Raw genomic sequence first — 12882 nt, forward strand, 5'->3', positions numbered from 1 at the left:
AAAGCGCTTACAGGCTGGCGTACAGGCGGCCGGGATTGAAGATGCCGCGCGGGTCGAATTGCTGCTTCAAGTTGCGGTGGATCTTTTCCACGGCCGGTTGCAGCGGATGGAACACCCCGATGGCCTTGTCGCCACCGCGATGCAGACTGGCATGGCCGCCCACGGCCAGCGCCGCGGCGCGGATGCTGACCGCATCGAGCCTGCTGTCCGGGCGCAGCCAGCGCTGGGCCCCGCCCCACTCGATCAGTTGCCGCCCCGGCAGGTCGATGGGCGGCACCACGGAAGGGACGGACAGGCGCCACAGCGGTGCCTGCGGATCAGCGAAGAAGGGATGCGTCTGTTCACGCAGGTCGGTCCAGACATCTTCAGAATGAATTAACTCGGCGCCGCCCAACTTTGCGATTGCTGAATCAACGGCCGCCTGGGCGCCGGCCAAACGGATCGTGAGCACATTGTCGAGCCAGGCGCTGGCCACCAGCGGCAGCGGCTGGCCGGCACTCTGGTTCAACAGCCGCAGTGCGCCTTCCTGATTGATCTCGAAGACCCGGGTGCTGCTGGCAAAGGGCCGCGGCAAGACCTTCAGCGACACCTGCAGAATCAGTCCCAGCGTGCCCATCGAGCCGGCCAACAGGCGCGCGATGTCATAGCCGGCGACGTTCTTCATCACCTGACCACCGAAATGCAATTGCTCGCCCTGGGCATCCATCAATACCGCACCCAGCACGAAGTCGCGTACCGCGCCGGCACTGGCGCGCGCCGGGCCGGACAGGCCGGCGGCCACCATACCGCCCACGGTGGCGGCGCCACCGAAGCGCGGCGGCTCCCAGGCCAGCATCTGATTGTGCTCGGCCAAGGCCGCATCGATCTCGGAGAGCGGCGTGCCGCAACGGGCGGTGACGACCAGTTCGGTCGGTTCGTAATCGACGATGCCGCGATAGGCCCGCGTGTCGAGCACTTCGCCCGATGGCGTCTGGCCATACCAATCCTTGGTGCCGCCGCCGCGAATCTGCAAGGGACGGCCTGCCAGGATGCGTTCACGGAACGAGACCAGCACGGTCTCCGGGTTTTGTTGCGCTTGTTGAGCTTGCTCTTGCATGGTCAGAATCTCGGCAGGTCGGGGAAGCGCAGTTGGCCGCGCTGCACGTGCATCTTGCCGTACTCGGCACAGCGATGCAGGGTAGGAATGGCCTTGTCGGGGTTGAGCAGGAAGGGGGGATCGAAGGCGCGCTTCAACTTGAAGAAACTCTCGCGCTCGGCCGGCGAAAACTGTACGCACATGGAATTGATCTTCTCGATGCCTACGCCATGTTCGCCGGTGATGGTGCCCCCCACTTCCACGCACAACTCCAGGATCTCGGCGCCGAACAGTTCGGCGCGGTGGAATTCGTCGGCCAGGTTGGCATCGAACAGGATCAGCGGGTGCAGGTTGCCATCGCCGGCATGGAACACGTTGGCGCAGCGCAGGCCGTATTTCTTTTCCATCTCGGCGATGCCCAACAGCACTTGGGCCAGTTGCTTGCGCGGGATGGTGCCATCCATGCAGTAGTAGTCGGGCGAGATGCGGCCCGCCGCCGGGAAGGCGTTCTTGCGGCCGGACCAGAAGCGCAGGCGCTCGGCCTCCGACTGCGAACAGGCGATGGCGGTAGCGCCGCTGGCATTGAGCACGTCGGTCATGCGGCCGATTTCCTCTTCCACTTCTTCGGCGGTGCCATCGGATTCGCACAGCAGGATGGCTTCGGCGTCGATGTCGTAGCCGGCCTTGACGAAGGGCTCCACCATGCGCGAGCTGGTCTTGTCCATCATCTCAAGACCTGCCGGAATGATGCCGGCCGCAATCACATTGGCCACCGCATTGCCGCCCTTCACCACGTCATCGAACGAAGCCATGATCACGCGTGCGGCCTGCGGCTTGGGCACCAGCTTGACGGTCACCTCGGTGACCACGCCCAACATACCTTCGGAACCGATGAACACCGCCAGCAGGTCCAGGCCCGGCGCATCCAGGGCGCCGCTGCCCAGTTCCACCACGTCGCCTTCGATGGTGACCATGCGCACGCGCAAGACGTTGTGTACCGTCAGGCCATATTTGAGGCAGTGCACGCCGCCCGAATTCTCGGCCACGTTGCCGCCGATGGTGCAGGCGATCTGGGACGATGGGTCCGGTGCGTAATACAGGCCATGCGGGGCGGCGGCTTCAGAGATGGCCAGGTTGCGCACGCCGGGCTGGACCACGGCGGTGCGCGAATACTTGTCCATCTTGAGGATCTGGTTGAACTTGGCGGTGGACAGCACCACGCCATCGGCAATGGGCATGGCGCCACCGGACAGACCCGTGCCGGCGCCACGCGGCACGATCTGCACCTGCAGGGCATGGCAGGTCCGCAGGATGGCCACCACCTGGGCCTCGGTCTCGGGCAGTACCACCACCATGGGCAACTGGCGGTAGGCGGCCAGGCCATCGCATTCGTAGGGGCGGGTGTCTTCCTCGTCGGACAGCACGCAGTGCGCGGGGACGACCCGGCGCAGAGCATCGACGACTTCGCGCTGGCGCGCCGGCGCGAAGGACGGTTGGGCGGGAGCATTCATGCTGGACCTCGGCGGTAAGCTAGGCAGGCGTGTGGGGTGTGGACGTCCCTCTTGGCGTCCGCTGGCACGGCTCACGCTGTCTCGTTTGTTGTGAGCCCGCTGGGGGCGGGCTTGTTCGATCCGACAAGTGTACCGAATTTTGTCCGCATGGACGGCACGCTGTGGCTACCCGCCCGACTGAAAAGAATTGCCGGCCGCAGTGAATTATTTTCAGGGCGACCGTGGACAAGGCCGCGCCCTGGCGCTTTCAGAGGTTGCGGAAAGCGTTCTGCATCCAGTTGATGAAGGTATCTACCTCGGGGCGCTCGCGCACCGCGCGCTCGTAGACCACGTAGTAGGCGTGCGGCGGAGTGCGCAGGCGCACGTCGAACAGTTCCACGATCTCCCCGCGGGCCAGCAATTCTTCGGCGAAATGCTGGCGCGTCAAGCCAATGCCATAGCCATGACGCACCGCCTCCAGCAGCAAACCCAGGTCATCCACCCGCAGGCCCGAGGAGGGTTCCACCCATTCCTTCAGACCCGCCGCCTCGAACCAGGGCTGCCAGGGTTCCAGTGCCGAGCGCAGCAGCGTGGCATGCTGCAGATCGGTGGGGGTCTTCAGCGGCGGCAGCGTCTTGAGATAGCCGGGGCTGGCGACGGCGAAGGCCGGCTCCTCGAACAGCTTCTCGGTGATGATGTTGGGATAGTTGCCGGCACCGAAGCGGATTTCGACATCGCTTTCCGAGAGCGACAGGTCATACAGCGGCACCGACAGATAGAGCTCCACCACGATCTCCGGGTGGCGCTGGGTGAAGTCGGCAATGCGCGGCATGAGCAGGTGACGGGCGAAGGTCGGCGGCAGCATCACCTTGATCTTGGGTTGCATGGCGGCATTGCGATGCGGCATCGGGAAGTCGGTCAGCGTGCGCAAGGCCGAGCGCACCACGTCGAGGTAGCGGCGACCGAATTCGGACAAGCCGATGGAACGGCCATCGCGATAAAACAAGCGCTCACCGACGAAGTCTTCCAGCAGGCGGATACGGTGCGAGAGCGCCGAGGGCGTGATGCAAAGCTCCTCGGCGGCAACCGCAAAAGAGTTGTGACGAGCCGCCGCCTCGAAGGCGGACAGGGCATGGACGGGAGGTAGGCGGGTAGCCATGGGTGGTGGATTCCTGCTGCGTGTTCAAGCAAAACTGATGAAAACTAACATGGCGAAACCGAAAAACTAAGTCCTTGCACCTGGCCAGCCTGGCGCAATGGACTCACTGCTCCCAGCGCAGGATCTTGCCGGGGTTCATGATGTTCTTGGGATCGAGCGCATGTTTGATGGCGCGCATGACGGCTATGGCACCCTCGCCATGCTCCTGGACCAGGAAATCCATCTTGTGCAGCCCCACCCCATGCTCGCCGGTGCAGGTGCCATCCATGCCGATGGCGCGCGCCACCATGCGAGCGTTGACGCCTTCGGCGCGGGCGATGTCGGCCGGGTCGTTGGGGTCCACCATCATCTGCACGTGGAAGTTGCCGTCGCCGACGTGGCCGATGATGGCGTGGATGATGCCCTGCTCTTCGCAGTCGGCCTTGGTGGCCAGCACGCATTCGGCCAGGCGCGAGATCGGGACGCAGCAGTCGGTGGAAATGGCGCGCGCACCGGGACGCAATTGCAGCAGCGCGAAGTAAGCGTTGTGACGGGCGGTCCACAGACGGCTGCGGTCTTCGGGTCGGGTAGCCCATTCAAAGCCGCGCGCATGGTTTTCATGGGCGATGTCCTGCACCAGCTCGGCCTGTTCCTTGACGCCGTTGTCGCTGCCGTGGAATTCGAACAGTAGCAGCGGATTGACCGGCAGGCTCAGCTTGTCGTGGGCATTGATGGCACGCACGCCGTTTTCATCGAGCAGTTCCACGCGCGCCAGCGGCACGCCCATCTGGATGGTCTGGATCACGGTATTGACCGCATCGGCCACGCTGGGGAAGGAGCAGATGGCGGCCGAGATGGCTTCCGGCTGCGGATACAGGCGCACCGTCACTTCGGTGATGATGCCCAGCGTGCCTTCGCTGCCGACATAGACACGGGTCAGGTCGTAGCCGGCCGAGGATTTCTTGGCGCGGGTGCCGGTCTTGATGATCTCGCCCTGGGCGGTCACGACTGTCAGGGTCAGGGTGTTTTCCTTCATCGTGCCGTAGCGCACGGCATTGGTGCCCGAGGCGCGGGTCGAAGCCATGCCGCCCAGCGAGGCATCGGCACCGGGGTCGATGGGGAAGAACAGGCCCGTGTCCTTGATTTCCTGGTTCAGTTGCTTGCGGGTAACGCCGGCCTGGACGGTCGCGGTCAGGTCTTCGGCGTTGACCGCCAGCACCTGGTTCATCTGTGACAGATCCACCGTCACCCCGCCCTGCAGGGCCAGTACGTGGCCTTCCAGCGAGGTGCCGGCGCCGTAGGGGATGATGGGGGTGTCGTACTGGCTGCACAGCTTGACGAAGGTGGCGACTTCCTCGGTGCTATGGGCAAACACCACGGCGTCGGGCAGCATGGGATCGTAGGAGGATTCGTCGCGGCCGTGATGCTCGCGCATGGCCAGGGTGGTGGAGCAGCGCTCGCCGAAGACGGCCTTGAGCTCATCGAGCAGGGCCTGGGGCACGGGGCGTTTCAGTTTGCGGGCATCAACTAGATGATTCATGCAATTTCTCTCGGGTGTCTCGGGTGTCTCGGGTCGGGGTCGTTGTTCTCAGTCTGGTGCAGGACGATGCTGGGCCGGTGCAATGGACTGACCACTGATCAATCGATGAATTTTACTCTCTTGCGGGCAAGAGAATGCCGCGATCTCCCCACCCGTCTCGGCGGGTGGGGCAAATCAAGTGAATTATTTACGCGATATTGGGTGGTATTGGCGCAATCGGCCGCTGCGCTTGCCTTGGTCGATGCTTGCGCTTAAGCTCCCCCGGATTATCAAGGAGCAATGATGGGCAACCGACTTTCCAGGATCGCCACCCGTACCGGCGACGATGGCAGCACCGGCCTGGGCGATGGCAGCCGGGTGGGCAAGGACAACCTGCGCATCCAGGCGCTGGGCGATGTGGATGAATTGAATTCGCACTTGGGCGTGCTGTTGTGCGAGACCCTGCCGGCCAGCTTGCGCGAAGAACTGGTATCGATCCAGCATGACCTGTTCGACCTGGGCGGCGAGCTCTGCATCCCCGGCTATACGGTGCTGGCCGAGGCGCACTTGGCGCGGCTGGATGCGCTGCTGGAAAAGTACAACGCCACCCTGCCGCCGCTGCAGGAATTCATCCTGCCGGGCGGCTCGCGCACTGCCGCACTGGCCCATGTCTGCCGCACCGTATGCCGCCGCGCCGAGCGCAGCGTGGTGATGCTGGAGAAGGCCGAGGCCGGCGTGAATGCGCCGGCGCGGCAATACCTGAACCGCCTCTCGGACCTGTGCTTCGTGCTGGCGCGGGTGCTCAACCGCGAAGCTGGGGGGCAGGATGTGTTGTGGCAGAAGGGGCGGGAACGCTGATTTTCCTTTGGCTGCGCAGAGAAACGAAACGCCCCGCGGGAAACCGGCGGGGCGTTTCGTTTACTTAGTTCTCTGCCCGGATTTTCTTAGTTTCAGCACTGCAAAAACTAAACCCCGGGAATCCGCATCGATCAACCGTTGTTGACCACCAGCTTGGGCTGATCCTTGCCAAAGCGCTGTGCGATGGACTGGGCGATGCCATCGGCATCCAGCCCGCATTGCGCCAGCAGTTGCGCCACATCGCCATGGTCGATGAAGCGGTCGGGCAGACCCAGGTGCAGGATAGGCTTGTTGATGCCGGCCGCAGCCAGCGCTTCGGAAACTGCGGCACCGGCGCCGCCCATGATGCAGCCCTCTTCCACCGTCACCAGGGCATCGTGCGAAGCGGCCAGTTGGCGCACCAGTTCCACGTCCAGCGGCTTGATGAAGCGCATGTTGGCCACCGTGGCATCGAGCTTGTCGCCCGCGCCCAGGGCCGGGGCCAGCAGGCTGCCGAAAGCCAGGATGGCCACCTCCTTGCCCTGGCGGCGGATTTCGCCGCGGCCCAGCGGCAAGGTGTCCAACGTCTTTTCCACCGCGGCACCGATACCGGCGCCCCGCGGATAGCGCACTGCGGCCGGGCCGGGATATTGGTACGCCGTGGAGAGCATCTGGCGGCATTCATTCTCATCGGAAGCCGCCATCACCACCATGTTGGGAATACAGCGCAGGAAGGCCAGGTCGTAATTCCCGGCGTGGGTGGCGCCATCGGCGCCGACCAGGCCGGCGCGGTCCAGCGCAAAGGTCACGTCCAGGTTCTGCAGGGCGACGTCATGGATCAACTGGTCGTAGGCACGTTGCAGGAAGGTGGAATAGATCGCCACCACCGGCTTCATGCCTTCGCAGGCCATGCCGGCGGCGAAGGTGACGGCGTGCTGTTCGGCGATGCCCACATCGTAGTAGCGATTCGGGAAGGCCTTTTCGAAGGCCACCATGCCCGAGCCTTCGCGCATGGCCGGGGTGATGCCGACCAGCTTGTCATCGGCGGCGCCCATGTCGCACAGCCATTGACCGAACACCTGGGTATAGGTCAGCTTGCCACCAGCGCTGGGCTTGATGCCTTCGCTGGGATTGAACTTGCCGGGGCCGTGGTAGAGCACCGGGTCGGCCTCGGCCAGCTTGTAGCCCTGGCCCTTCTTGGTGACCACGTGCAGGAACTGCGGGCCCTTCAGATGCTTGAGATTCTGCAGTGTGGGGATCAGTGAATCGAGGTCATGACCATCGATGGGACCGATGTAGTTGAAGCCGAATTCCTCGAACATGGTGGCCGGAACCACCATGCCCTTGGCATGTTCTTCCAGGCGCTTGGCCAGCTCCAGCACCGGGCCGGGCAGCACCGACTTGCCCACGTCGCGCGCGGTGGCGTAGAACTTGCCAGACATCAGACGTGCCAGGTAGCGGTTCAGCGCACCGACCGGCGGCGAGATCGACATGTCGTTGTCGTTGAGGATGACCAGCAGCTTCACATCCTCATGCACGCCCGCATTGTTGAGCGCTTCGAAGGCCATGCCGGCCGTCATGGCGCCGTCGCCGATGACGGCAATGGCGTGCCGCTCCGAACCTTGCGTCTTGGCGGCCAGGGCCATGCCCAGCGCAGCCGAGATCGAGGTCGAGGAATGCGCGGTGCCGAAGGTGTCGTACTGGCTTTCGATGCGGCGCGGGAAGCCCGAGATGCCTTCCTGCTGGCGCAGCGTGGCCATGCGTTCGCGCCGGCCGGTGAGAATCTTGTGCGGGTAAGTCTGATGGCCCACGTCCCATACGATGCGGTCTTCGGGAGTGTTGAAGACGTAATGCAGCGCGATGGTCAACTCGACCGTGCCCAGGTTGGAGGACAAGTGGCCGCCGGTCTTGGACACCGAGTCCAGCAGGAAACCGCGCAACTCTTCAGCCAGCGGCTTCAATTGATGGCGGGTCAGGCGGCGCAGGTCGGCCGGGTCGTTGATGGTAGTGAGGAGCATCTTGTTCTTACCGTGTTGGGGTCTGAAGGCCGCATCTGGCAGCTCGGCAGCTTGCCGCGCGGTCCGTCTTCATGCCTGGGTTAGGTCTTAGGTCTTTCTCTGTACGATCAGGTCGGCCAGTTGGCGCAGGCGGCGCGCCTTTTCGCCGAATGGTGCCAGCGCCGCATGGGCAGTGGCGCGCAGCTTGTCGGCCAGCGCCTGCGATTGGGCCAGGCCCAGGATCGATACATAGGTCGGCTTGTTGTCGGCCGCATCCTTGCCGGCGGTCTTGCCCAGCGTGGCCGAGTCGGCAGTGGCATCGAGAATGTCATCCACCACCTGGAAGGCCAGGCCGATGGCGCGCGCGTAGTCGTCCAGCGCAGCACTTTCATCGGCGCTCAAGTCCTTGCCACCCAGCGCGCCCAACAGCACTGCGGCGCGCAGCAGCGCACCGGTCTTCAAGCGATGCATCTGTTCCAGTTCGGCCAGCGACAGTGTCATGCCCACGCTGGCCAGGTCGATTGCCTGGCCGCCGCACATGCCCACCGAACCCGAGGCCTGGGCCAGCAACTGCACCATGCGCAGCTGGCGGGCCGGCAGGTCGGCTACGCTCAAGCCCGGCTCGCCGGCCAGCGGTGCCGACAAGGTCTCGAAGGCTTGCGCCTGCAAGGCGTCACCGACCAGCAGCGCAGTGGCTTCATCGTATTGCACGTGCACCGTGGGCTTGCCACGGCGCAGGGCATCGTCATCCATGCAGGGCATGTCGTCATGCACCAGCGAATAGACGTGGATCATCTCCACGGCCGCCGCAGCACGGTCCAGCAGCGCAGGCGGGGTGTCGAAGACTTCACCGGCGGCATACACCAGCAACGGGCGCACGCGCTTGCCGCCATCCATGGCGGTGTAGCGCATGGCCTGGTGCAGCCGCGCCGGCACCTTGGAGGTCGGTACCAGGAAGCGGTCCAGCACGTCTTCCATGCCACCCTGGACTTGGCGCATCCAGTCTGCAAAATCATGTGAGGCCTGTGCGCTGGCCGCCGGCATCTGTGCATTCATCAGTCGTCCCCGCCGGCAGCCTCGGCTGCGTTGAAGGGCTTGAGCATGTCGCCTTCGAGCAGCTTGACCTGGCTATCGACCTTGTCGAGCTGGCCGGCACAGAACTTGACCAGTTCCGAACCGCGCTTGTAGGCGGCCACCGAGGCTTCCAGCGGCAGTTCGCCGGCTTCCATCCGGGCCACCAGCTGTTCCAGCTCCTGCATGGCCTCTTCGAAGGAGGCGGGCAAGGCGGCAGTGGCGGTGGCAGCAGCGGCAGAGGTTCTAGGCATATCGACCCATTCAAAAAACTAACCCGGTATTTTAGAACAAACCAATGATTCCCAAGTCAATCGAGGGCGTGGAAATGTCGTTGCTTTTCTGGCCGAGCTTGTAAATTCGGTCAATTTACTGGCATTTTGGCCACAAAACCCGGTCCCTTCTGGGGGTTTTGTGGCATAATCCACGGTTCTGTCCAAAATTTCCTCTTCATATTATTTGAACATAGGTTTTTGCGGATTTTCTTCCTTAGGTTGGTGCAAATTAATTTGGGGGCGGAAATGTCCGATCTTGCTACTTTTGCCAAATTGGCGCGTTCCAACGCGCAACTTCCAGTCCACGTCTACTTCGACGAACCGCTCTATCAGCGGGAACTGAAACAACTCTTCCAGCACGGACCTCGTTACGTCGGCCATGAGCTGATGGTGCCCAATGCCGGCGACTATTCCACCCTGCCGTGGGAGAACGAAGGCCGGATGCTGGTGCGCAATGCGCAGGGTATTGAACTGTTGTCCAACGTCTGCCGTCACCGTCAGGCCAAGATGCTCGATGGCCGCGGCAACACCAACAACGTCGTCTGTCCCCTGCATCGCTGGACCTATGATCTGAAGGGTGAACTGATCGGTGCACCTCACTTCGGTGAGACGCCGTGCATGAACCTGTCCAAGACGCCGCTGCAAAGCTGGAACGGCCTGCTGTTCGAGAACAATGGCGTCGATATCGCCGACAAGCTCAAGCGTCTGGGCGTGACGCGGGACCTGGATTTCTCAGGCTACCTGTACGATCACACCGAAGTGCATGAGTGTGACTACAACTGGAAGACCTTCATCGAAGTCTACCTGGAGGACTATCACGTCGAGCCCTTCCATCCGGGTCTGGGCAACTTCGTGAGCTGCTCCGACCTGAAGTGGGAATTCGGCCGCGACTATAGCGTGCAGACCGTGGGTGTGAACCATGGCCTGATCAAGTCCGGCTCGCCCACCTACGGCAAGTGGCAGGAAAAGCTGCTGCAGTTCTCCAATGGCCAGCCGCCCAAGTTCGGCGCCATCTGGCTGACGCTCTACCCCAACATCATGGTGGAGTGGTATCCGCATGTGCTGGTGGTGTCCACGCTCTGGCCGAGCGGTCCGCAGAAGACCACCAACGTGGTGGAGTTCTACTATCCGGAAGAAATCGCCCTCTTCGAGCGCGAGCTGGTGGAGGCCGAACGCGCCGCCTACATGGAGACCTGCGTAGAGGATGATGAGATCGCCCAGCGCATGGATGCCGGTCGTCGTATACTGATGGATCGCGGCACCAGCGAAGTCGGTCCCTACCAGTCGCCCATGGAAGATGGAATGCAGCACTTCCACGAATGGTATCGCCAGCAACTGGACGTGCCGCCAGGAACCAGCACACCATAACCAGGCCGAACGGCCGCGCAGGGGGAACGCAGATGCAAGCACAGCGGCAATCTCACGACGGACGCAGTCTGCGCCGTCATTGTCGCTTTCCCTCCGGCACTGGCACTAGCCTTGGCACCCGCTGCACGACGGCAGCCCCGGTTCATACCGGGGCTGCCGTTTTCATTGCGGCGTGTGCAATGGCTTGCCCAGCCACCTGCGTTTCATCCGATTCACCTGCCCTCCCCCCTCTCCTCTCCCACTACTGATCCGTCGCCATGCAATCGCTCTGGATGCTCGTTGCTTCATTTCTCTTCGCCGTCATGGGCGTGTGCGTCAAGCTCGCCGGCAGCTACTACACCACCTCCGAGATCGTGCTCTGCCGGGGGGTGATCGGCGTGCTGTTCATCCTCGGCCTGATCCGCCTGCGCGGCGGCACGCTGCGCACGCCCTTCCCGCGCGATCACTTCATCCGCGGCGGGGTGGGGGTGATCTCGCTGTGGATGTGGTTCTATTCCTTCAGCCTCTTGCCCGTTGCCACGGCCACTACGCTGAACTACATGTCCTCGATCTGGATTGCGGTGATGCTGTTCGCAGCCGGCTGGTGGCAGGGCAACAAGAAGTTCGAATGGGGCCTGGCCGGGACGGTGGCCTTGAGCTTTGTCGGTGTGGCGCTGTTAATGCGGCCTTCGCTCAATGCCGAGCAATTGCTGGGCGGCGCCATCTCGCTGGCCTCGGGCGTGCTCTCGGCACTGGTCTACCTGCAGGTGCGCAAGCTGGGGCTGCTGGGGGAACCTGAGTATCGTGTGGTGTTCTACTTTTCTGCCACGGGCGTGCTGGCCGGGCTCATCGGCAGCGTGGTCACCGGCCGCGTGCCGCTGTGGCACAGCCATTCCTGGCTGGGTGTGCTGCTGGTGGTCATGATAGGCTTGACCGCCACCACCGCCCAGATCGCCATGACACGCGCCTACCGGCTCGGCAATACGCTGGTCACGGCCAACCTGCAATATACGGGCATCGTCTTTTCCAGCCTGTTCGGCGTGCTGATCTGGGATGATGCGCCGGGCTGGATCGGCTGGCTGGGCATGGCGGTGATCCTGGCCAGCGGAATGCTGGCCACCTATCGCAACCAGAAGCAAACCCAAGCTGAGGCCAGGAATGTGCCCAAGGTGGACCCGATTGCCACTGAGGCGTAAAGCGTGAGATATGAAGCGTGAAGTGCCCCGCCTCCCCCCCTATTTTTGGATATATGAATAAAAGGAGATGGTCATGACCTACCAAACCCTCATCAGCGCCAACGAACTGAAGAATCGTGCGCAATACCTGAACCTGGTGATCGTCGATTGCCGCCATGACCTGCTCAACCCGGATTTCGGTCGCCAGGCCTATGCGGCCGGCCACCTGCCGCAAGCCCGCTTCGCCCACCTCGATGAGCTGCTCGCCGGCCCCAAGACCGATGCCAACGGCCGCTTCCATGGCCGTCATCCGCTGCCGGATCGCCAGCAGTTCGTGCAGGCCATGCGCGAGCTGGGCATCAACAACGATTCACAAGTGGTGGCCTACGATGCCCAGGGCGGCATGTATGCGGCGCGCCTGTGGTGGTTGTTGCGCTGGGTGGGCCACAGCGACGTGGCCGTGCTCGACGGCGGCATGGCGGCCTGGCAGGCGCTGGGTGAGAGCCTCACCAGCGAGGCCCCGGCACCGGCTACACCAGGCAATCTGCAGGACTTGTCTTCGCTGGTGAAGACCGTCGATGCCCAGGCACTGCTGGAAAACCTCAAGACCCAGGCGCTGCAGGTGGTCGATGCCCGCGCACCGGATCGCTTCCGCGGCGAGAACGAGACCATCGATGCGGTGGGCGGCCACATCCCTGGCGCCAAAAACCGCTTCTTCAAGGACAACCTGCAAGCCGATGGCAGCTTCAAGAGCGCGGCCCAGTTACGCGAAGAGTGGCTGTCGGTGGTGGGCGATCCGCACGCCGCCGTGATGCAATGCGGCTCGGGCGTGACCGCCTGCCACAACCTCTTGGCGCTGGAAGTGGCGGGCTTGTCGGGAGCCAGCCTCTATCCGGGGTCGTGGAGCGAATGGAGTTCCGATCCGCAACGTCCGGTGGCGACCGGCAACTGATCCTCT

At 63.3% G+C, this 12882-nt stretch carries 11 protein-coding genes; 4 read left to right on the forward strand and 7 right to left on the reverse strand.

Translation table 11 applies throughout. The annotated features are described in order from the left end of the window. Positions 1 to 7: 7 nt before the first annotated feature. The 4 genes from glcE to RC54_RS20190 form a co-directional block, all read right to left on the reverse strand. The gene (glcE, locus tag RC54_RS20175; protein WP_061788644.1) at positions 8 to 1096 is read right to left on the reverse strand and encodes a glycolate oxidase subunit GlcE; all 1089 of its coding nucleotides are present in this window, start codon (positions 1094 to 1096) and stop codon (positions 8 to 10) included. 2 nt (positions 1097 to 1098) lie between these two features. Further along, on the reverse strand, positions 1099 to 2586 hold the full coding sequence (locus RC54_RS20180) for an FAD-linked oxidase C-terminal domain-containing protein (protein WP_061788643.1): 1488 nt from the start codon (positions 2584 to 2586) through the stop codon (positions 1099 to 1101). 247 nt (positions 2587 to 2833) lie between these two features. Next, a complete protein-coding gene (locus tag RC54_RS20185) occupies positions 2834 to 3724 on the reverse strand; it encodes a LysR substrate-binding domain-containing protein (RefSeq protein ID WP_058896660.1) in 891 nt (296 codons plus the stop codon). A 103-nt stretch (positions 3725 to 3827) separates the two neighbouring features. Continuing rightward, entirely contained in the window at positions 3828 to 5243 is a 1416-nt protein-coding gene (locus RC54_RS20190) for an FAD-binding oxidoreductase (protein WP_061788642.1), read from the reverse strand. A gap of 282 nt (positions 5244 to 5525) precedes the next feature. Between RC54_RS20190 and RC54_RS20195 the strand changes: the two genes are divergently transcribed. After that, the gene (locus RC54_RS20195; protein ID WP_058896662.1) at positions 5526 to 6080 is read left to right on the forward strand and encodes a cob(I)yrinic acid a,c-diamide adenosyltransferase; all 555 of its coding nucleotides are present in this window, start codon (positions 5526 to 5528) and stop codon (positions 6078 to 6080) included. 131 nt (positions 6081 to 6211) lie between these two features. Here RC54_RS20195 and dxs read toward each other — a convergent pair whose 3' ends face one another. From dxs to RC54_RS20210, 3 genes are all read right to left on the reverse strand, one after another. Further along, the gene (gene dxs, locus RC54_RS20200) at positions 6212 to 8077 is read right to left on the reverse strand and encodes a 1-deoxy-D-xylulose-5-phosphate synthase (RefSeq protein WP_061788641.1); all 1866 of its coding nucleotides are present in this window, start codon (positions 8075 to 8077) and stop codon (positions 6212 to 6214) included. Positions 8078 to 8164: 87 nt separating this feature from the next. Next, the gene (locus RC54_RS20205) at positions 8165 to 9112 is read right to left on the reverse strand and encodes a polyprenyl synthetase family protein (RefSeq protein ID WP_061788640.1); all 948 of its coding nucleotides are present in this window, start codon (positions 9110 to 9112) and stop codon (positions 8165 to 8167) included. Then, entirely contained in the window at positions 9112 to 9381 is a 270-nt protein-coding gene (locus tag RC54_RS20210; RefSeq protein WP_058896665.1) for an exodeoxyribonuclease VII small subunit, read from the reverse strand. The genes RC54_RS20205 and RC54_RS20210 overlap by 1 nt, the downstream gene beginning before the upstream one ends. A 267-nt stretch (positions 9382 to 9648) precedes the next feature. On the opposite strand from RC54_RS20210, the gene RC54_RS20215 reads away from it, so the two are divergent. The 3 genes from RC54_RS20215 to RC54_RS20225 all read left to right on the forward strand — a co-directional run bounded on the left by RC54_RS20215 (position 9649) and on the right by RC54_RS20225 (position 12876). Further along, a complete protein-coding gene (locus tag RC54_RS20215) occupies positions 9649 to 10770 on the forward strand; it encodes an aromatic ring-hydroxylating oxygenase subunit alpha (protein WP_058896666.1) in 1122 nt (373 codons plus the stop codon). 257 nt (positions 10771 to 11027) lie between these two features. Beyond that, entirely contained in the window at positions 11028 to 11945 is a 918-nt protein-coding gene (locus RC54_RS20220; protein WP_061788639.1) for a DMT family transporter, read from the forward strand. Between the two features lie 73 nt (positions 11946 to 12018). Next, positions 12019 to 12876 (forward strand): sulfurtransferase, encoded by an 858-nt coding sequence (locus RC54_RS20225; protein ID WP_058896668.1) that lies wholly within the window; start codon positions 12019 to 12021, stop codon positions 12874 to 12876. The last annotated feature ends 6 nt before the right edge of the window (positions 12877 to 12882 follow it).

The sequence above is a fragment of the Herbaspirillum rubrisubalbicans genome (assembly GCF_003719195.1).
Lineage (GTDB): Bacteria > Pseudomonadota > Gammaproteobacteria > Burkholderiales > Burkholderiaceae_D > Herbaspirillum > Herbaspirillum rubrisubalbicans.